Source organism: Amycolatopsis roodepoortensis (genome assembly GCF_024628825.1).
GTDB lineage: Bacteria > Actinomycetota > Actinomycetes > Mycobacteriales > Pseudonocardiaceae > Amycolatopsis > Amycolatopsis roodepoortensis.
Genome location: NZ_CP102415.1, coordinates 4,885,738 through 4,904,315, shown reverse-complemented (window position 1 = coordinate 4,904,315; position 18,578 = coordinate 4,885,738). Strand labels below are relative to the sequence as shown.

General features: G+C 69.1%; 20 protein-coding genes and 1 tRNA gene. 12 read left to right on the top strand and 9 right to left on the bottom strand.

Translation table 11 applies throughout. From position 1 onward, the window contains the following. Nucleotides 1–56: 56 nt before the first annotated feature. Nucleotides 57–1,103, bottom strand: coding sequence for an alpha/beta hydrolase (locus NQK81_RS23280; protein WP_034314667.1), 1,047 nt, complete (start codon nucleotides 1,101–1,103; stop codon nucleotides 57–59). A 148-nt stretch (nucleotides 1,104–1,251) separates the two neighbouring features. Here NQK81_RS23280 and NQK81_RS23275 point away from each other — a divergent pair, with 148 nt between their 5' ends. From NQK81_RS23275 to thmT, 6 genes are all read left to right on the top strand, one after another. Beyond that, a complete protein-coding gene (locus tag NQK81_RS23275) occupies nucleotides 1,252–1,827 on the top strand; it encodes an NADPH-dependent FMN reductase (protein WP_257483256.1) in 576 nt (191 codons plus the stop codon). 138 nt (nucleotides 1,828–1,965) lie between these two features. Next, entirely contained in the window at nucleotides 1,966–2,388 is a 423-nt protein-coding gene (locus tag NQK81_RS23270; protein WP_126737210.1) for an organic hydroperoxide resistance protein, read from the top strand. A 56-nt stretch (nucleotides 2,389–2,444) separates the two neighbouring features. After that, nucleotides 2,445–2,921, top strand: a complete 477-nt coding sequence (locus tag NQK81_RS23265; RefSeq protein WP_125679743.1) for a Dps family protein — start codon at nucleotides 2,445–2,447, stop codon at nucleotides 2,919–2,921. Nucleotides 2,922–2,994: 73 nt separating this feature from the next. Beyond that, a complete protein-coding gene (gad, locus tag NQK81_RS23260; RefSeq protein ID WP_257483255.1) occupies nucleotides 2,995–4,368 on the top strand; it encodes a glutamate decarboxylase in 1,374 nt (457 codons plus the stop codon). 62 nt (nucleotides 4,369–4,430) lie between these two features. Further along, entirely contained in the window at nucleotides 4,431–5,057 is a 627-nt protein-coding gene (locus NQK81_RS23255; protein ID WP_257483254.1) for a TIGR03085 family metal-binding protein, read from the top strand. Between the two features lie 10 nt (nucleotides 5,058–5,067). Beyond that, nucleotides 5,068–5,253, top strand: a complete 186-nt coding sequence (gene thmT / locus NQK81_RS23250) for a 2-hydroxymuconate tautomerase (protein WP_101611157.1) — start codon at nucleotides 5,068–5,070, stop codon at nucleotides 5,251–5,253. Between the two features lie 13 nt (nucleotides 5,254–5,266). On the opposite strand, the gene NQK81_RS23245 is transcribed toward thmT, so the two are convergent. Further along, entirely contained in the window at nucleotides 5,267–7,111 is a 1,845-nt protein-coding gene (locus tag NQK81_RS23245) for a prolyl oligopeptidase family serine peptidase (RefSeq protein ID WP_126737207.1), read from the bottom strand. A 39-nt stretch (nucleotides 7,112–7,150) separates the two neighbouring features. Here NQK81_RS23245 and NQK81_RS23240 point away from each other — a divergent pair, with 39 nt between their 5' ends. Then, on the top strand, nucleotides 7,151–7,843 hold the full coding sequence (locus tag NQK81_RS23240) for a class I SAM-dependent methyltransferase (protein WP_257483253.1): 693 nt from the start codon (nucleotides 7,151–7,153) through the stop codon (nucleotides 7,841–7,843). A 512-nt stretch (nucleotides 7,844–8,355) separates the two neighbouring features. Here the strand turns inward: NQK81_RS23240 and NQK81_RS23235 are convergent. The 3 genes from NQK81_RS23235 to NQK81_RS23225 all read right to left on the bottom strand — a co-directional run bounded on the left by NQK81_RS23235 (nucleotide 8,356) and on the right by NQK81_RS23225 (nucleotide 11,829). Beyond that, nucleotides 8,356–8,429 (bottom strand) — tRNA-Pro (locus NQK81_RS23235). Nucleotides 8,430–8,458: 29 nt separating this feature from the next. Continuing rightward, nucleotides 8,459–9,385, bottom strand: coding sequence for a metallophosphoesterase (locus tag NQK81_RS23230; protein WP_257489820.1), 927 nt, complete (start codon nucleotides 9,383–9,385; stop codon nucleotides 8,459–8,461). A 275-nt stretch (nucleotides 9,386–9,660) separates the two neighbouring features. Beyond that, entirely contained in the window at nucleotides 9,661–11,829 is a 2,169-nt protein-coding gene (locus NQK81_RS23225; RefSeq protein ID WP_257483252.1) for a transglycosylase domain-containing protein, read from the bottom strand. A 350-nt stretch (nucleotides 11,830–12,179) separates the two neighbouring features. On the opposite strand from NQK81_RS23225, the gene NQK81_RS23220 reads away from it, so the two are divergent. Beyond that, complete coding sequence (locus NQK81_RS23220) at nucleotides 12,180–12,497, top strand: WhiB family transcriptional regulator (RefSeq protein WP_005166974.1); 318 nt, start codon at nucleotides 12,180–12,182, stop codon at nucleotides 12,495–12,497. A 63-nt stretch (nucleotides 12,498–12,560) separates the two neighbouring features. Here NQK81_RS23220 and bagB read toward each other — a convergent pair whose 3' ends face one another. The 4 genes from bagB to NQK81_RS23200 all read right to left on the bottom strand — a co-directional run bounded on the left by bagB (nucleotide 12,561) and on the right by NQK81_RS23200 (nucleotide 15,994). Next, the gene (bagB, locus tag NQK81_RS23215; protein WP_126730022.1) at nucleotides 12,561–13,691 is read right to left on the bottom strand and encodes an ATPase BagB; all 1,131 of its coding nucleotides are present in this window, start codon (nucleotides 13,689–13,691) and stop codon (nucleotides 12,561–12,563) included. Next, a complete protein-coding gene (gene bagA, locus NQK81_RS23210; RefSeq protein ID WP_126730023.1) occupies nucleotides 13,691–14,695 on the bottom strand; it encodes an ATPase BagA in 1,005 nt (334 codons plus the stop codon). The genes bagB and bagA overlap by 1 nt, the downstream gene beginning before the upstream one ends. A 22-nt stretch (nucleotides 14,696–14,717) precedes the next feature. Next, on the bottom strand, nucleotides 14,718–14,966 hold the full coding sequence (locus NQK81_RS23205; RefSeq protein WP_257483251.1) for a hypothetical protein: 249 nt from the start codon (nucleotides 14,964–14,966) through the stop codon (nucleotides 14,718–14,720). An 83-nt stretch (nucleotides 14,967–15,049) separates the two neighbouring features. Continuing rightward, entirely contained in the window at nucleotides 15,050–15,994 is a 945-nt protein-coding gene (locus NQK81_RS23200) for an esterase/lipase family protein (RefSeq protein WP_257483250.1), read from the bottom strand. A gap of 129 nt (nucleotides 15,995–16,123) precedes the next feature. On the opposite strand from NQK81_RS23200, the gene sp36 reads away from it, so the two are divergent. From sp36 to NQK81_RS23180, 4 genes are read left to right on the top strand one after another with little or no spacing between them, the layout of a single operon-like run. Continuing rightward, on the top strand, nucleotides 16,124–16,285 hold the full coding sequence (sp36, locus tag NQK81_RS23195) for a Sp36 family protein (RefSeq protein WP_005166970.1): 162 nt from the start codon (nucleotides 16,124–16,126) through the stop codon (nucleotides 16,283–16,285). Nucleotides 16,286–16,297: 12 nt separating this feature from the next. Further along, nucleotides 16,298–16,753: a RidA family protein gene (locus tag NQK81_RS23190; protein WP_257483249.1), complete on the top strand. Its 456-nt coding sequence runs from the start codon at nucleotides 16,298–16,300 to the stop codon at nucleotides 16,751–16,753. Next, a complete protein-coding gene (locus NQK81_RS23185; RefSeq protein ID WP_016337887.1) occupies nucleotides 16,753–17,382 on the top strand; it encodes a hypothetical protein in 630 nt (209 codons plus the stop codon). Before NQK81_RS23190 ends, NQK81_RS23185 begins: the two co-directional genes overlap by 1 nt. A gap of 38 nt (nucleotides 17,383–17,420) precedes the next feature. After that, a complete protein-coding gene (locus NQK81_RS23180; RefSeq protein WP_257483248.1) occupies nucleotides 17,421–18,566 on the top strand; it encodes a hypothetical protein in 1,146 nt (381 codons plus the stop codon). Nucleotides 18,567–18,578: the final 12 nt, after the last annotated feature.

The window sequence follows — 18,578 nt, the reverse complement described above, 5'->3', positions numbered from 1 at the left end:
CGATATGGGGGCCGGAGCCCGAGTGGGGACATTTCTCCTCACTCGGGCTCTGGCTTTCACTTCGGCGCGAGACCCAGCCGCAGGGCTCCCGCCGCTTCGGCCGTCGCCTCGCGGAACCGCCGTCCGACGCCGAGGAAGTTGATGTACCCGTGGATCAGGTCCGGCTGGCGGCTGAGCGCCACCGGGACCCCGGCCTTCCGCAATTTCTCCGCGTAAGCCTCGCCCTCGTCGCGCAGCGGATCGAAACCCGCCGTCGCGATATACGCGGGCGGCAATCCGGAAACGTCACCGTGCAGCGGCGACAGTTTCGGGTTGTACAGATCGGTGCCCTTCGGCACGTAATGTCCTTCGAACCAGGTCATATCCGAATCGGTGAGGAACAGGTCCTCGGCGAACAATTCCCGGGAGCGGCGGCGCACGGTGAAATCCGTCGCCGGGTAGAACAGCAGCTGGAACGCCGGAACCCCGCCGCCGCGTTTCACCGCCTGCTGCGCCGTCACCGCGGCGAGGTTCCCGCCCGCGCTGTCGCCGCCGACGGCGATGCGCGCCGGGTCGGCGCCCAGGTCCCGCGCTTTCGCGAAGGCGTACTCGAACGCCGCGATCGCGTCTTCGGTGGCGCCGGGGAACCGCGTCTCCGGGGCGAGCCGGTATTCCACCGAAAGAACCCGCACGCCCGCCTGTTTCGCCAGGTAGCGGACGGTGTTGTCGTGGGAGACGCGGCTGCCGACCACCCAGCCGCCGCCGTGGAAGAACACCAGCAGCCCGGACGGATCCGGCAGTCCGGCCGGGGTGTAGAGCGTGGCGGGCACGTCGCCGTCACCCGTGGGGATGAGCAGCTCCCTGGTGGCGACCGGTTCGATCGTCGGCCCGCTGACCAGATGCCTGCTCGCCAGGAGCATGGTGCGCGACTCTTCGACTGTCCCCCGCACCAGCGACGCCTTCGCCAGCTTCTGCAGGCGGAGCAGGAGCTGGGCGTCCAGCGCGAGTTCCTGTCCGTCCAGGCGGAGGGGTGGTCCGGCGATGGCCCGTCTGACCGGCTTCGGGAGCCAGAACGCCAGCTGCGAAAACGCGGCCTCGGCACGGATCTGGAGCGGTATCGCCATGCTTCCTCCTGAGGGCTTCCCGTCAGGTTACTTTCGAGTAGGTAAGCCGTCCAGCGGGGAACGCTGGCCTTGCGGCGAACGGGTGTGACGCAGGCCTCCGTTCCAGATCCTGGTCCTCCACTTAAGTAGAGGGGTTAGCCTCGAAAGCGTGACTTCGACGAACGCGGTGCATGTCCTCGGTATCGGCGGCTCCCTCCGGGAGGGCTCGCAATCCGAGCGCGCGCTGCGTATCGCGCTCGGCGCCGCGGCCGAAGCCGGAGTCACCACCGAGCTGATCTCCGGGCCCGATCTGGTGCTGCCGTTCTACGACACCGCGTTGGCGGAGCGGCACGAGCGGGCCACCCGGCTGGTCGAAGCGATCCGCCGCGCCGACGGGATCGTCGTCGTCTCGCCCGGCTACCACGGCGCGCTGTCCGGACTGGTCAAGAACGCACTGGACTACGTCGAAGACCTGCGCGACGACGCCCGCCCGTATCTCGACGGCCGCGCGGTCGGCCTCGCCGCCGTCGCGTACGGCTGGCAGGCCGCGGTCACCACGCTGGAGCAGCTGCGCACGATCACGCACGCGCTGCGCGGCTGGGCCACCCCTTTGGGTGGTTCGATCAACACCGCGGAGACCAAGTTCGACGAAGCCGGCGGCGCCTCCGACGAGAAGAGCGTCCGCACGCTCCGCCTGATCGGAACCCAGGTCGCCGAGTTCGCGCTGAGTCGCGCCGGTCACTAGCCGTTTGCTCCGGTCTCCGTCCGGGTAGTTCCCGGACGTGATGCCTGCCATGGGGTGGCAAGGTTTCGCGGTTGCGGGACGTTGACACCGAAGAGACGCTCAACGGGGCGTGTCTTGAGACCAGGAGGTAGGCGAAGAATGGCTGAGGCTCTGTACACCGCTGTGGCCACCGCTCGCGGCGACGGCCGCAACGGTGAGGTCACGTCCTCTGACGGCGTCATCGACGAGTCGCTGGCGATCCCGAAGGAGATGGGCGGCCCGGGCGGGGACAAGACGAACCCCGAGCAGCTCTTCGCCGCCGGCTATTCCGCCTGTTTCCACTCCGCGTTGCAGCTCGTCGCGCGCCAGGCGAAGGTGACGCTGGACGGCTCCACCGTGACCGCCGAGGTCAGCGTGCTCAAGCAGGGCGAGGGCTTCGGTCTCGGCGTGGCGCTCAAGGTTTCGCTGCCCGGCCTGGAGCAGGCGCAGGCCGATCAGCTCGTCGAGCAGGCGCACCAGGTGTGCCCCTACTCGAACGCGACCCGCGGCAACATCGAGGTCGCACTGTCCGCGACGGTCTGATCCCGGCCGCGGCAGGTCCATTCCCGAACCGGCAGTTTCTGAAAGGAAGACCGAACATGGGCAAGTCTCCGATCAAGAGTCCGCTGAGCGAAGCCGACAAGGAGATCACCGGTAACGCCTTGCAGGCCACGCTGGTCGATCTGGTGGACCTGTCGCTGATCGCGAAGCAGGCCCACTGGAACGTCGTCGGCGCGAACTTCCGCAGCGCGCACCTGCAGCTCGACGAGCTGGTCGCCACCGCGCGCCAGTACGTCGACGAGGTCGCCGAACGCGCCAACGCGATCGGGATCTCGCCGAACGGCCAGGCGAAGGCCGTCGTCGAGAGCTCCGGCCTGCCGGACTATCCCGACAACTGGCAGTCCGTCGAGTCCACGGTCGCCGCGATCGTCGACATCCTCGCGGCGCTGATCGAGCGGCTGCGCAAGCGCATCGACGAGACCGACAAGAGCGACCTGGTCACCCAGGACCTCCTCATCGAGATCACCCAGGAGCTCGAAAAGGCGCACTGGATGTGGCAGGCGCAGCAGGCCTGACCCCCACCCCCTCGTGAGTGGTAAGGACGGTTCTGACCGTCCTTACCACTCACGAGCCGCTACCGTTCGACTCATGGTGCTGCACAAGGGATCCGCTCCCGATCCGGAGCGCAAGACCGGAGCCAACCCGCTGTACGCCGGCGCGTATCCCGCGCTCGCCGCGACCATCCGCCTCCCGCACGACAGCCTCGCCGAAGACCCGCTCCCGCCCGGCACCGCGCTCCAGCTGGTGCGCGACGAGCTGATGCTCGACGGCAACGCCCGGCTCAATCTGGCCACGTTCGTCACCACGTGGATGGAGCCGGAGGCCCGCGAGCTGATGGCCGAATGCGTCGACAAGAACATGATCGACAAGGACGAGTACCCGCAGACCGCGGAACTCGAGCGGCGCTGCGTGAACATCCTCGCCGATCTGTGGCACGCGCCCGATCCCGCCGCGATCATGGGCTGCTCCACCACCGGTTCGTCGGAAGCCTGCATGCTCGCCGGGATGGCGCTGAAACGCCGCTGGTCGAAACTGGGCCGCACCGGGAAACCGAATCTGGTGATGGGCGCGAACGTCCAGGTCTGCTGGGAGAAGTTCTGCGAATACTGGGAGGTCGAGCCGCGGCTGGTGCCGATGGAGGGCGACCGGTTCCATCTCACCGCCGACGAGGCGATCGCCCGTTGCGACGAGAACACGATCGGCGTCGTCGCCATCCTCGGCTCCACCTTCGACGGCAGTTACGAGCCGGTCGCCGAGATCGCGGCCGCGCTCGACGGCTTGCAGGAACGCTCCGGCTGGGACATCCCGGTGCACGTCGACGGCGCTTCGGGCGCGATGATCGCGCCGTTCCTCGACCCGGAGCTGAGCTGGGACTTCCGCCTGCCGCGGGTGGCGTCGATCAACACCTCCGGGCACAAGTACGGGCTGGTCTATCCCGGTGTCGGCTGGGTGGTGTGGCGCGACAAGGAGGCGCTGCCGGAGGAGCTCGTCTTCAACGTCAACTACCTCGGTGGCGACATGCCGACTTTCGCGCTGAACTTCTCCCGCCCCGGCGCCGAGGTGGCCGCGCAGTACTACACGTTCGTCCGGCTCGGCCGCGAAGGTTTCCGTGCGGTGCAACAGGCTTCGCGTGACGTCGCGACCCAGCTGGCGGACGGGATCGCCGAACTCGGCCCGTTCGAACTGCTGACGCGTGGCGATCAGCTGCCCGTGTTCGCCTTCACGACGAAGGCGGACGTCGAAGGCTTCGACGTCTTCGACGTGTCACGGCGGCTTCGCGAGCGTGGCTGGCTCGTCCCGGCGTACACGTTCCCGGAGCACCGGACCGATCTCGCGGTGCTGAGGATCGTGGTGCGCAACGGTTTCACGCACGACCTCGCCGACCTGCTGCTCGCCGGCCTCCGGCGCCTGCTGCCCGAGCTCGAACACGGCCCGCGACAGCGGACCGCGTTCCATCACTGAGCCGGGTGCCCTGCGTCACGCCGGATTTCCCCGCGCCCTACCGGCGCGTAACGTCGTGGGGTATGGGAGTCGCCGGAGACGAACGTCGTGCGTTGAGCGAGCTTTTCGAAGAGGTCGGCCCGGACGCGCCGACCCTGTGCGCGGGCTGGAAGACGCGGGATCTCGCGGCGCACCTGCTGGTCCGCGAGCGGCGGCCCGACGCGGCGCCCGGCATCCTGGTCCCGGCGCTGGCTTCGTACACGCAGCGCGTGCAGGATTCCTACGCCGCGCGGCCGTGGTCCGAGGTCGTCGGCAAGGTCCGCTCCGGCCCCGCCTGGTTCTGGCCGACGTCGATCGGCGCGCTCGACGAGCTGGCGAACAGCGCGGAGTTCCTGATCCACCACGAAGACGTCCGCCGAGGACAGCCGGGCTGGGAGCCGCGTCCGGCCGATTCCGCGCGGGACGCGGCGGCGTGGAAGTCGGCCAAGCAGGCCTCCAAGCTGAACCTGCGGAAATCACCGGTCGGCGTGATCTTGAAGACCCCCGAAGGCCGCGAAGCGCGGGTGAAGGAAGGCCCGGACACGGTGACCGTGATCGGCGCGCCGATCGAGCTGCTGCTGTTCGTCTTCGGCCGCGACGCCGCCCGGCTCACCTTCGAGGGTGACGCCTACGCGGTGGACAGGCTCCGGAAGCACGACCGCGGCCTTTAGAGTTCCCGCCATGCCGATGATCAGTGTTTCGATGTTCCCCGGCCGCACGGCCGAGCAGAAGCAGGCCCTCGTCCGCGAGGTGACCGATGCCTTTGTCCGCACCTGCGGCGGCAAAGCCGAAGGCGTCTGGGTGACGATCAACGAGATCCCCGCCGAACACTGGGCGTCCGGCGGGACTCTCTTCTCCGAGCGCTGACCCGCTCGCCGGGTCAGCGAAGCCCGACCGCCCGCTGCGCGAAGAACACCTCGATCGCGGTCTGCTTGATCGTCTCGGCGATCACCAGCGACCCGTGGCCCGCGTCGAACCGGTAGAACTCGAACGGGATCTCCCGTTTCGCGAGCCTGTCGAGGTAGTTCTCGACCTGCCGGATCGGGCAGCGCGGGTCGTTGTCCCCGGCGAGCACCAGCACCGGCGCCGTCACGGCTTCGACGTAGGTGATCGGCGAGCATTCCCGGTACACCGCCGGCACCGTCTCCGGCGAACCGCCGAACAGCGCCCTGTCGAACGAGCGGAGCTGCTCCATCTCGTCCTCGTACGCGGCGACGTAGTCCGCGACGGGCACTCCGGCGATCCCCGCCGCCCAGCGCGACGGCTGGGTGCCCAGCGCCAGCAGGCTCAGGTACCCGCCCCACGAAGCGCCGTTCACCACGCACTTCTCCGGGTCGGAGAGTCCACTTTGGACCGCCCAGTCGTGCACGGCGGCGACGTCTTCGAGTTCGGTCAGGCCTGGACGGCCTTCGATGGCGTCCCGCCAGGCCGAGCCGTAGCCGGTCGAACCGCGGTAGTTGACCTCGACGACGGCGAATCCCGCGTCGAGCCACACGGCGCGGTACGCGGAGAAGCGGTCCTCGTCGGCCGAATGCGGACCGCCGTGCAAGGAGAAGACCGTGGGCAGCGGACCGTCCGGCGCGTCTGCCGGACGTGAGACGAGCGCGTGGATCTGCCCGCCGATCCCGTCGACGAACGCGTCGGTGACCGGCACGGATTCCGGGGCACGCTCACCCGGCGGTTCGAGGAGCACCGAGTCTTCGCCGTCCGCCGTCCGCGCGCGCACGGCCGTCGGCTGCGCGGCACTGGACCACGAGTACTCGACGGTGCCGTCGGGCCGCACTCCCGCGCCGCCGATCCGGCCGGGCGGGGTGTCCAAAGAGGACAACTCGCCACTGGCGAGGTCGTAGCGGTGCAGGGAACTGCGGCCTTGGTGGAAGTGGACCACCAGCAGCGCCCGCGCGTCCTGGTACCAGCCGGCGACCACCTCGCCGGGCAGGTCCAGTTCGATCTCCTGCTCGGTGTCCGCGGCGGTGTCCCAGATCAGCAGTTCTTCGCGACCGCGCCGCTCGTGCAGCACCAGCAACCGCTGATCGCCCTCGACCGGGGAGAACTCCAGTGCGCCGAGCCCCTTGCCCTCGCCGTCCCATTTGTCGGCGACCGTCGTGAACCCGTCGGTCGACAGGACGCGAAGCGCGGGGTGTCGTGAATCACCGTGCTCGGAGTGGGAGATCACGAGCAGCGACTCGTCGCGGGACAGCGAGGCGATCCCGGCGTCGTCCTCGTGTTTGTAGAAGGAGGTGGTTTCACCGTCGATATGGGCGAAAAGTTCGCTTCCGTCGTCGGTCGAGACGCCGACGGCGACCAGCTTGGTGCCGATCTCGAGCCCGGCGGGGTAGCCGTCGTGGACGTCCGGCACCGCGCGCTCAGCGGCGGCCCCCGGCGCGAACGGTTCGCGGACCCAGGAGCCGAATTCGTCGCCGTCGGTGTCGTTGAACCACCAGATCCAGCGGCCGTCGGGGGACGGGGTCGCGTGCATCGTGCCGTTGGGCCGATCGGTGACGCGGCGGTGCTCGCCGGTCGACCGGTCCCAGGAGTAGACCTCCCACACGCCGCTGGCGTTGGAGACGTAGACGTTGGCGTCCGGGGCGTCGATGGCCCATTCGGGCACCGAAATGCGCGGCGCGCGGAAGCGGGCCCGCCACCTGGCCTCGGCTTCGGCGTCGTCGAACAGGCGGTCCGGGACCACCGCGGTCGGATATTCATTGCCTGGCTGCGTGCTCACCCCTCGATCCTGCCACCCCGGAGCCGTACTGTGTGCGGGGTGCTGGAGGGAAACGCGCCGCGCGCCGCGGTGTCCGCGCGGTTCGCGCGTCAGGCGGTCGAGCGGGCCGTGTTCGCGCAACCGCTGTTCGGGCCGGGGATGGGGTGCGTCGACGTCGGCTGCGGGCCGGGTTCGATCACACTGGGTATCGACGACGGGTGCAGAAAGTCCACAGTGGACTTTCTGGTGGCGGAGGCGTGCGCGCTGCCGTTCGCCGAAGCGTCGGTGGACGTGGTCTTCGCGCACGCCGTCTTCGAGCACCTGAAGGAACCGGGCGCCGCGCTGGCGGAGCTCCGGCGGATCCTCAAACCGGGCGGCACCCTCGCACTGTCCACATCGGACTGGAGCCGGGCGCGGCTGCGGCCGAAGACGGCGAACGTCGACGCCGCCCTCCGCGGTCACTATCTGCTGTGGCGCCGCGCGGGCGGCGACCCGTTCGCCGGACGCTCGCTGCCCGCCGCGGTCACGGCCGCCGGTTTCACCGACGTGCGAACGAAAATCCGCTACCGCACGGATATGACGTACCGGGCGCTGGCGACGTCCGTGGAGGCGCGTCTGGTGACGGCGCTGGAAACCGCGACGACCCCGGACCGCGACCAGCTCGCTTCGGCCGCCCGCTCGGCCTGGTCGTGGGCGCGCTCGGGGGACGGGGATTTCGCGCAGTGCTGGACCGAGCTGCTCGCGACCCGCTGAGGCGCTCGCTTCGGCTTCTCGGGTTGCTTCGGCTCCTCCGCCGCGCGCTTCGGCTCTGCCGCTGCTCGCTGTCCGGTTGCTTCGCCTCCTCCGCCGCTCACTCTCCGGTTGCTTGCGCCCTTCCGCCGGTGTCCCCAATGTCGCATTGGAGACGCTCAGTGTCCCCAATGCGACATTGGGAACCCCTCGGTGCCGACGCACCCTTCGGTTGTCCACACCCACCCACCGTTGTGGACAACCACCCCCACCACCCCCGCTTTCGCCCGGCTCGGACGCCCCTCGGCGATACGCTGGAGCCGGGGTCGCCCCCCTGGGAGTGGCGGGGGCTGCCCGGTGGCTGATGGGCTGGGCTGGCCGGGCTGGCGACACGCAACGGCGAGAGTTCCGCGATGGCGCTCCAGGCGGGGCACCGCCGCCGCTCGGCTCGCTAGGACATACAGAGACGGGCCCCAAGGCCCATAACGCGAAAGAGCCTTGCTCGCCAAAGCGAGCAAGGCTCTTTCGATTCAACGTCGGGGTGGCGGGATTCGAACCCACGACCTCCTCGACCCGAACGAGGCACGCTACCAAGCTGCGCCACACCCCGGGGTACTGCTTAACGGGTCGTGGAGAAGTCTAGCGGACGGTGTTCCGGGCTTTGCGGGGGGCCGCGTTCCGGCGATCGTCGCTGGTCGTACCCCGTGGGACGAGGGTCAGCAGGCTCGCCTCGGGCGGGCACGCGAAGCGGACGGGAGCGTACGGCGAAGTGCCCAGTCCGGCGGAGACGTGCAGCCACATCTGGGCGCCCCAGCGGGACGCGCCGCGGGCGCGTGTGCGGTCGAGTTCGCAGTTGGTGACGAGCGCGCCGTAGCCGGGGACGCGGAGTTGCCCGCCGTGGGTGTGCCCGGCGAGGACGAGGTCGTAACCGTCGCCGGCGAACTCGTCGAGCACGCGGGGCTCCGGCGAGTGCGTGACGCCGATGCGGACGGCGGCCGCGGTGTCCACCGGGCCGGCGATGTCGGCGTAGCGGTCCCGGTGGAGGTGCGCGTCGTCGACGCCGGCGGTGAACACGTACTGGTCGGCGACCTCGATGGTGCGGCGGACGTGCGTGAGGTCGTGCCAGCCGTGCTCGACGAAGGCCGCGCGGAGGTCGCGCCACGGCAGGTGCTCGCCGTGGATGCGCTTCTTCTTGCCCTTCGGCATGAGGTAGCGCGCGGGGTTCTTCGGCTTCGGCGCGTAGTAGTCGTTGCTGCCGAAGATGAACACGCCGGGCCGGTCGAGCAGGGGGCCGAGGGCGCGCAGCACCGAGGGGACGGCCTGATGATGTGACAGGTTGTCACCGGTGTTGACGACCAGGTCCGGTTCGAGTTCGTCGAGCGCCGCTACCCAGCGTTGCTTGCTCACGTGACCGGGCAGCATGTGCAGGTCCGAGATGTGGAGGATCGTGAAGGGCTTCGCCCCTGCCGCGAGGACCGGGAGCTCCGCGGTGCGAAGCGTCCACCGGCGCCTTTCGATACCGACCGCGTAACCGAGGGTCGCGGCTCCCAGGGCGGCGGTTCCCACGGCCAAGCGCCGTACCGTCGCCCCCGAAGTGCTTTTGTTACTGAGCGTGCTCACAATGTCCAGTTTACGTGCTCTTCGGTGGTGATCGTTCGCCCCCATTCCGGCGATCTCGGTAAATCGCTGGAATGGCCTCTTTTCTTCACTTTCCGTGGTCGGCGCGGGGTGTCGCGATCGGCCGACATGATCCCGTCGACCGATGTTCCCCGTTAGGCCGCCAGGTGCTCACTCAAAGTTAGAAGCGTGTGACGCATCGTGATTAGCGCTGGTGAACCTGGTCAGCGTCCGCCGCCCATGTACTTCGGGTCCGGCTGCGGCAACGGCAGGGCTTCCTGGCCTTCGAGGATCTTCGACATCGCCCCGAACCAGGTCTGCGCCGGCGTCTTCCCGCCGAACATGTTTTCGCAGCCGCGGGTGGTCACGTTACCCGGCCCGAGGTAGCAGAGGCCGCCGTTTCCACCCTTCGGACGGAACACCATCGCCGCGCCGGCGAGCTGCGGGGTGGCCCCGAGGTACGTTCCCGAGCCGTTGCTCTGGGTGGTCCCGGTCTTGCCCATCACCGGCCGGTTCCACTTGGCGCCGCTCGCGGCGCCGAACGACGTCCCGCCGGGCTGGCTGTCCCGGCTCATACCGACCGCGAGGGTGTTGGCGAGCCCTTCGGGGACCACCTGCTCGCAGGCGGCTTCCTTGACGGGCACCGGCTTTCCGTCCCGGTCGGTGACGCCGGACAGCGGGGTCGGCGGGCACCAGACGCCACCGCTCATGATCGTGGCGCCGACGTTCGCCAGCTCCAGGCCGCTCAACGGAGCCGGGCCGAGCGTGAACGACGCGTTTCCGGCCCAGCCGGGCCTCGGGCCGAAGGCCTGAAGCTGACTGGTGTTGGCGCCGGGGTTGTCGGACTTCGGATCCACGGCGCCACCGCCGAGGTTGCTGGCCATGGTGTCGCGCATACCGAGTTTGCGCGCCATCTCCACGATCGGCCCCGTGCTCCCGACCTTCTCTTCGAGGGCCACGAACGCCGTGTTCGGCGAAGTCGCCAGCGCCTGCTGCAACGACATGGTCCCGCCTGCCGGGTTGTAGTCACCCGCGTTGCCGAGGCAGTACCAGCGGGAGCGCAACGGCGGCCCGGTCGGGGCACACTTGGGGCCACCACCCGCGAACACGTGCGAGGTGTAGAAGTCGGGCACCGGCAAGGGGGAGTTGATCCCTGCCACGCCCGCTTCCAGCGCCGCGGCGGCGGTGAAGACCTTGTACGCCGACCCGGCACCACCGGTGTTGTAGACGCCGGAAGGCAGCGCGAAGGTCGTCTGTCCCTGGTCTTCGTGGAGCCCGTAGTCACGGTTCGCCGCCAGCGCAACGACTTCGTGCCGTTGCTTGCCCGGCTTCACCAGCGAGAGCGTGTTCGCGACGTTGTCCTGGGTCTTCTTGACCTGGGCTTCAGCCGACATCTTGGCTTCGTGGTTCGCCCGTTCGTCCAAAGTGGTCTTGATCTTGTAGCCGCCGGTGTAGAGGTCGTCCTTCGTCATCCCCGACTTGAGGAGATAGTCCTCGACGTACTGGCAGAAGAAACCGTTCTCCGGACCGGCTCCGGTGCAGTTCGACGCGGGCTTCTGCGGGCCGCCTTCGACGACGCCGAGCGGCTCGGCCTTGAAGCGTTCCGCGTCCACCTTCGCGAGCTTCTGGTTGTCGACCATGCGGTCCAGCACCAGGTTGCGGCGCTCGGTCGCCTTCGCGGGGTTCTTCCACGGGTCGTTGACGATCGGGTTGTTCACCAGACCGGCCAGCAGCGCCGCCTGCGGCACGGTGAGCTTCTCGACGGGCGTGTTGAAGTACGCGTTCGCGGCCGCGCCGACGCCGTAGATCTCGCGCGAGAACTCGACCACGTTCAGGTAGCCGGTCAGGATCTGCATCTTGTTCAGCTTGGTTTCGAGCTGGATCGCGATCCGGGCTTCCTTCAGCTTCCGGGCGACCGACTGCTCCTGTGCGCGCTTCTGCCCCGGCTTGTCGTCCCGGTAGACGACGTTGATCAGATAGTTCTTGACGTACTGCTGGGTCAGCGTCGACGCGCCCTGCGTGTCCCCGCCGGTGCTGTTGCTGACCGCGGCGCGCAGCGTGCCTTTCCAGTCCACCCCGTTGTGCTCGTAGAAGCGCTTGTCCTCGACTGAGATCAGCGCCCACTTCATGGCGTCGTTGATCTGCGTCTCGCTAGTGGGGATGCGGTACTGCTTGTAGAGCGTCGCGATCTGCTTGCCGGTGTTGTCGGTGATCGTCGTCACCAAGGGCGGCGGGATGTCCGCCAGATCCGAAGATGTCTTGTCGACGGTCTCGCTCGCCTGGTTCGACAGCACCCCCGCGGCACCCGCCACCGGGAACAACATCCCCGCGACCAGCACCCCCGCGAGCACACACAGGCCAATGAGCTTCAGCAGACCGTCTGTTTTGCGCACGCGGACCAGGGTACGCGGATCCCGTTAGCCCACCGTGACGTCACCTCGCTGTAAGTGGGTATTCGGTCACGAAATCGACCCCATGGGGTGACGTTAGGTAACGGCAGGCATTCTAGGGCTTGGCGGGGGGAACCGAGGGCCCCTACAGTCCGTCAACGTCTCACGTATGAAAAAGCCGACAGACGGGTGAGTGCGAGCGGCAGTCGCATTCGGCCGAACGGAGGCACCGGCACCGGGGAGGTGTCGGCTCAACCGACGTGAGCACACAGGGAGACACGCTCATGGGGGCAGGAGCGCAGGCTTTTCGTCCTCCCGTGGTGTGTCGAACACCAGGGTAGGGAGCTGGGGGTATGGAAACCAACCAGTCGAGCTGGCGAGTCAATGCGTCGTGCCGCGACACCGATCCGGACGGTTTGTTCGTCCGGGGGGCGGAACAGAACCGGGCCAAGGCGGTCTGCCTCGGTTGCCCGGTCAGGACGGAGTGCCTCGCCGAAGCGCTCGATGGCCGGATCAACTTCGGCATCTGGGGAGGTATGACCGAACGGGAACGGCGGGCGCTGCTGCGGCGGCGGCCGGACGTTTCCAGCTGGGCGGACCTGCTTGAAGCGGCGAAGCGCAGTTTCACCGGGATCGACGAAGAGGAAGACGTCCGCGTCCGAGTCTCGTGATCATGGTTTCGTGAACGGCCCCTTCCCTGAGTCCAAGGTAGGGAAGGGGCCATCCACGGAGATTCAGGACTGGGTGGCGAGCCTGGTCCCGATGTCGCGCAGGCCTTCGAGATCGTGCACGTCACTGGGGAGCGCGGGCACCCGCACCAGCGGGACCTCGGGATGCGCCCGCGTGAACCTGGCGAGCAGCCGCGTCTCTCGATCGGCCAGCGCGACCCGGTCCGCGTGCAGGCGAAGGACCGCTTCGGCCAGCGGAGCGCCGGCCTCGCCCTTCGCGAGCTGCTCGGCGGCCGCGATGGCTTCGGCGCTGGACAACGGCGCCAGCACCGGATGCGTCCGGTTCGCGACCAGCCCGGCCAGCGGCATGCTCTCCTCCGAGAGCCGCTCCACGAAGTAGGACGCCTCGCGCAGCGCGTCCGGCTCCGGCGCGGCCACCACCAGGAACGACGTACCGCCGGACCGCAGCAGTTCGGAGGTCTTGCGCGCGCGTTCGCGGAAGCCGCCGAACATGCTGTCGAAGGCCTGCATGAACGCCGAAGCGTCGGTCAGCAGCTGGCCGCCGATGATCGTCGAGACCGCCTTCGCGAACATCGAGAACCCGGCGTTGACGACCTTGCGCAGGCCCCAGCCGCCCGCCTTGGCCGGGCCGGTGAGCAGCCGGATCATCCGGCCGTCGAGCGCGCTGGAAAGCCGCGTCGGCGCGTCGAGGAAGTCCAGCGCGGACCGGCTCGGCGGCGTGTCGACGACGATCAGATCCCATTCGTCGGTGGCCGCGAGCTGCCCGAGCTTCTCCATCGCCATGTACTCCTGCGTTCCGGAGAACGACGTGGAAATGGTCTGGTAGAAGGGGTTCTGGAGCAGCTGCTCGGCGCGTTCCGGGCCGGCGTGCACGCGCACCATGTCGTCGAAGGTGCGGCGCATGTCGAGCATCATCGCCCAGAGTTCGCCCTTGGGCTCGAAGCCTTCGACCTGCACCTGCTTCGGGTGATTGCCCAGTTCGCGCAGGCCGAGCGCCTGCGCCAGCCGCCGGGCCGGGTCGATGGTGAGCACCACCGTCTGCCGTCCGCGTTCGGCCGCGCGCAACGCCAGCGCCGCCGCGGTGGTCGTCTTGCCGACCCCGCCGGACCCGCAGCACACGATGACCCGGCTTTCCGGATCGTCGATCAGCTTGTCGACCTCCAGGATGTCCGACATCAGCGCACCCCCTGCTCGGTCAGCGCTTCGGCGAGGTCGTAGAGCGCCGCGACGTCGACGCCGTCGGTCAGGTCCGGCAGTTCGAGGCCGGGCAAGTCCGCTTCGGCCAGTTGCTCGCGGGCGCGTTGTTCGGCCGCGACCCGCACGGCGTGCTCGACGGTCTCCTCGACCAGCGCGTCGAGGGTGCTGTCGGGCAGCTTCAGCCCGGCCGACGCGAGCCCGGCGCGGACGCGCGAGGCGTCGACGCGGCCGTCCGCGGCGGCGGTCACCGAGCGGGCGGGCAGGCGCGGCGGGCGGACCCGGTTGACCAGGACCGCGCCGGGGCGCAGGTCGGCGCCGTCGAGCTCGGCGACCGCTTCGACGGTCTCCCGCACCGGCATCTCTTCCAGCAGCGTCACCAGGTGGACCGCGGTCTCACCGGAGTGCAGCAGCCGCACGACGCCGTCGGCCTGGCCGCGGATCGGGCCGGTCTTGGCGAGATCGGTCAGTGCCTTGGTGACGTCGAGGAACTTCACGACCCGGCCGGTGGGCGGCGAGTCGACGACGACGGCGTCGTAGGTGTGGCGGCCGTCCGATTCGGTGCGGCCGACGCATTCCTTGATCTTCCCGGTGAGCAGGACGTCGCGCAGCCCCGGCGCGAGCGTGGTCGCGAACTCGATCGCGCCCATCCGCCGCAGCGTCCGCCCCGCGAAGCCGAGGTTGTAGAACATCTCGAAGTATTCGAGGAGCGCGGCTTCGACGTCGATGTGCAGGGCGCGCAGTTCGCCGCCGCCGGGGACGGCCGCGATGCGCTGCTCGGCGTACGGCAGCGGCTCGGTGTCGAAGAGCTGGGCGATGCCCTGGCGGCCTTCGACCTCGATCAGCAGCACCCGGCGCCCGCCTTTGGCGAGCGCGAGGCCGAGGGAGGCGGCGAGCGTGGTCTTGCCCGTCCCGCCCTTACCGGTGACGAAATGCAGCCTGGCTCTCGCGAGTTCGTCGGTCCAGCCGGCAAGGGATGTGCTCACCGGTCCCACCCTAATTGAGCGGTCAGCTCGCCAGCATCATGACGCCGAGCGCGGTCACGATGAGTCCCAGAAGACTCCAGGTCAGGACGCCGGGCAGCACCGTGAGCATCACCACACCGAGCAGCAGGAGGACGACGAAGGCCACCGCGCCGGTGATCGCGACCGTCCCCGAGCTGTCCGTGCGGTCCCGTGCCTTGGCCATGAGAACCAGCACCAGCGGCAGCCCGGCCGCGGCGAGCAGGACGGTCGCGACCACACGCCAGGTCTCCACGGGCCCACCGTATCGCCGCCGAACGCGCGTGAAGGCCCCCTTCCCTCGGCTCAGCCGAGGGAAGGGGGCCTTCACGCGCTTGGTCAGCTCCCGATGGGGGTCGCGGGCACGCAGGGGACCGGCTTCGCGTGCGCGGGGTCGAGCGCGTTGAGGACGTGCCCGGCCGCGTTCTTGTCGGCGGCGACGCCCGCGTGCTCGGCCAGGTCCAGCACACAGCCGTCCTGAAGCACGATGTTCTTCACGTTCGGCCCCTTGCCCATGCCGCTCGTGTACGGGATGACGGCTTCGTCGTAGCGGGTCATGATGTTCGTGTAGGTCACGCCCGGCTGGAAGACGCCGTTGCCGGACCGCAGCTTCGTGAGGAATTCCGAGCCGCGCAGGAACTGGCGGCACGAGCCGCAGGCCGGATCGAGGATGCCGTCGAACCCGGGCGCGAGTCCCAGCGCGGCGGCGAGCGCGTACAGATGCGAAGCGCCGAGCAAGGTCGTGCCGTCCCAGAGCGGGGTCAGGCTGACGTACTTGTCCACTTTGGACGCCCCGCCGAGGAACTTCACGTAATAGGAAGGCATCAGCGTGCCTTCGGAATGCCCGAGGATGTCCACCTTGGACGCGCCGGTGGCGCCGAGCACCTTGTCGACGAACGCCGAAAGCTCCTTCGCGCTCTGCTCCATCGGAAGGAGACCGCCGGGCTGGTAGACCGGCAGCGGTTTCCCGGGGATCCCGTAGGTCAGGGAGAAGACGCAGTACCCCTGGTTCTTGAGCAGCGGGGCGAACGTCTGCCAGTTCACCGTCTGGTTGGCGCCGAGGCCGTGGGTGAGCACCACCGGATTCGGATGGGCGTCGCTCGGACGGCAGCCGAAGTCGTTCGAGCCGGGCGGCGGGCCGCCGGGATTCGCCGCTTGCGCGGGCAGTGCCGCGGCCAGCGTCCACGGGACGGGGAGTTCCTCGTCGGCGTTCGCCGGTGAAGCGCAGATCAGGGCAAGGGCCGCGGCCAGGAAGGTGGCGGCGAGGGACTTCGTCGTCCGCATGTCGGCGTCCTATCTACTCCCGAGTAGGTGTGAAGTGAACCACATCGGCGGGAATTCGGCGAACCGGTCGCGAGAGGGTTTTCCGCATATGTGTCGGGCGAGCTTGCCGGTTTGGCTACGCTCCCGGGCATGAGCGCCACCAAGTGGGAGTACGCGACCGTCCCCCTGTTGATCCACGCCACCAAGCAGATCCTCGACCAGTGGGGAGAGGACGGCTGGGAGCTCGTCACCGTGCTCCCGAACCCGACCGGCGAGCAGCACGTCGCCTACCTCAAACGAGCGAAGAACTGAGGGATTGAAGCCATGACCTGGAGCGATCGACTCGCCGAGCTCGGGATCGAGCTGCCAGCCGTCGCCGCCCCGCTGGCGGCCTACGTGCCGGCCGTCCGCACCGGTTCGCACGTCTACACGGCCGGGCAGCTGCCCTTCGTCAAGGGTGAGCTCGAAGCGACCGGCAAGGTCGGCGCCGAGGTCAGCCCCGAAGAGGCGAAGCAGTACGCGCGGACGTCGATCCTCAACGCCCTCGCCGCGGTCGATTCGGTCGTCGGCATCGACAACGTCGTCCGAGTGGTCAAGGTCGTCGGTTTCGTGGCGTCCGCGGAGGGCTTCACCGGTCAGCCCGCGGTGATCAACGGCGCGTCCGAGCTGCTCGGCGAGGTCTTCGGCGAGGCGGGTATCCACGCCCGCTCGGCCGTCGGGGTCGCCGAGCTGCCGATCGGGGCGCCGGTCGAGATCGAACTGATCGTGGAGGTGAAGTGATGGACCCGGACATCGAACGGTCCTCGCACGAGCTCCTGCTCCGGCTGGCCGGACGGCTGCCGGACCAGCTCTTGTGGCGGTTCCGTGACTGGCTGGGCGAAGGCGCGATGGGCACCCTCGCGCGGACCCTGCCCAGGTCTTTGCTTAAGCACAGGATCGACCTTGATCAAACGGAGTATCGCCTGCTAGTCGCCGGGCTCATCCCTCACGGAGCCGACTGGCATCAGGTGAGTTCCACCCTGGGGGTAGACGACGTCACCGAGACCAGGTACACATTCACGCAGAGTGCGCCCGAATGGGTGAACTCCGTCGACTCTGTGTCCGTATTGATCCACGCAACGTTGCGGGGACGGCCGGATGTGGGTGAAGTGCGGCAAAGCTGGCGACACCTCGGTGTGGTCGGCGAGGGTGGGGCGAAACGAGTCCTCCTGGTCACGGCGACGAACGGGCTGCCGAGGCTGACCGGCGAACTGCAGCGCGTCCTGCGCGTGCTGGGTGACGAGGAGCCCGGCGTCGAGGTTCTCCCGCCGAGCATCGACCTCACCGGCTACCACCGCACCGCGCTCGCCAACTCCGAGCTGGTCTGTGTGGGCGCGGTGGACACGGGAAGTCGGCTGGTCGCCGCTTAACGCTCGCTCCACCAGGCGAGCCGGGAGGGAGCAGAGCAATGGTGGAGGTCCACGACGGCCCGCCCATGGACGGGTTCTCGGTGCCCCTGCGCCTGCACAACCTGTTACTGGCCCTGGCGGGTCGTATCGACGACAGTGCTTTGACCGAAGCGCGTGAGCTGATCGCGCGTGCGCACATCGACGAAGCGGTGGAGCTCACCACCGGCACCCTGATCGCGGGGAAGATCCCGGTGAGCTCGGCCGAACAGCGTGAACTCGCGCTCGTCCTCGAGATGAGCAGGTCCGACGCCACCCTGGCGAACGACCTGCTGGTCGTCGAGGAGGACGAGCCGGTGCTCACCCACCGGTTCACCGGTGAGAACCAGCCCGAATTCGGCCTCGCCGAGGCGCTCGACCGCACCCTGCAGGTGCTGCCGGACGTCCGCTCGGTGCACGCGGTGTGGCGGAACACGCCGGCGGGCAGTGTGCCCGGCGCGCTGCCGCAGCGGGTGGTCCTGGTCGAGATCGGCCCGGAGGGCAACCCGCCCGCCGTCGCGTTCCGCGTGGACACCGCGCTTCGCCGCGCGGGGATCCGTTCGGTCGTCGAGGTCGCGGGACCCGGCGTCGCGCGGTCCGCGTACCACCAGGCCGCGTCGTCGGCCGCGAGTCCTGTCTGGGTCACCGGGAGTACCCACTCCAGTGACTTTCGGTCCGAGCCGGTGACCCCGCCGCCCGCTCCCGCCCCGGCTCCCGAGCCGGTCAAGGAGCAGCCGAGCAGGCACGGGCTTCGGCCGGTCGGCAGCGGGAGCCACGAACCGGTCGAGCCGATCGCGCCGGTGGTGCCGATCGTGCAGCAGGCGCCCGCGGCGACGCCGTCGTCGTCCTCGTCGGAGTCGGCATCGCCGCGCAAGTCGCGGGCGGAGACCCGCGCCGAGCGCACGGCCGACCTGACGCCGGCCGAGGTGGCGCAGCTGCGCCAGGCGCTCAAGGAGGACCCCGAAAAGGGCCGCGAGATCGCCACGGGCAAGCCGAGCATGCACGAGGTCGTCGAGCTGCCCGCTCTCGACCTCGACGACCCCAGCCTGAGCGAGCGCGACCGCGCGCTCCTGCGTGAGCTGCACGCCGAGCTCGCCGAACGGGAGCGCGCCGAAGCGGCGAAGATCCGGCTGAACGGTGCTTCGCGCAGCAGCGGCTGGTCTTCCTGACCTGTTTTGAGC

Excerpts from the sequence above, each read along its gene's own strand:
- NQK81_RS23265 (WP_125679743.1), top strand. The coding sequence starts at position 2,445 with ATGGGCAAGTCTCCGATCAAGAGTCCGCTGAGCGAAGCCGACAAGGAG.
- NQK81_RS23270 (WP_126737210.1), top strand. The coding sequence starts at position 1,966 with ATGGCTGAGGCTCTGTACACCGCTGTGGCCACCGCTCGCGGCGACGGC.
- NQK81_RS23200 (WP_257483250.1), bottom strand. The coding sequence starts at position 15,994 with ATGCGGACGACGAAGTCCCTCGCCGCCACCTTCCTGGCCGCGGCCCTT.
- NQK81_RS23180 (WP_257483248.1), top strand. The coding sequence starts at position 17,421 with ATGGTGGAGGTCCACGACGGCCCGCCCATGGACGGGTTCTCGGTGCCC.
- NQK81_RS23185 (WP_016337887.1), top strand. The coding sequence starts at position 16,753 with ATGGACCCGGACATCGAACGGTCCTCGCACGAGCTCCTGCTCCGGCTG.
- sp36 (WP_005166970.1), top strand. The coding sequence starts at position 16,124 with ATGAGCGCCACCAAGTGGGAGTACGCGACCGTCCCCCTGTTGATCCAC.
- NQK81_RS23255 (WP_257483254.1), top strand. The coding sequence starts at position 4,431 with ATGGGAGTCGCCGGAGACGAACGTCGTGCGTTGAGCGAGCTTTTCGAA.
- NQK81_RS23280 (WP_034314667.1), bottom strand. The coding sequence starts at position 1,103 with ATGGCGATACCGCTCCAGATCCGTGCCGAGGCCGCGTTTTCGCAGCTG.
- thmT (WP_101611157.1), top strand. The coding sequence starts at position 5,068 with ATGCCGATGATCAGTGTTTCGATGTTCCCCGGCCGCACGGCCGAGCAG.
- bagB (WP_126730022.1), bottom strand. The coding sequence starts at position 13,691 with ATGTCGGACATCCTGGAGGTCGACAAGCTGATCGACGATCCGGAAAGC.
- gad (WP_257483255.1), top strand. The coding sequence starts at position 2,995 with ATGGTGCTGCACAAGGGATCCGCTCCCGATCCGGAGCGCAAGACCGGA.
- NQK81_RS23220 (WP_005166974.1), top strand. The coding sequence starts at position 12,180 with ATGGAAACCAACCAGTCGAGCTGGCGAGTCAATGCGTCGTGCCGCGAC.
- NQK81_RS23190 (WP_257483249.1), top strand. The coding sequence starts at position 16,298 with ATGACCTGGAGCGATCGACTCGCCGAGCTCGGGATCGAGCTGCCAGCC.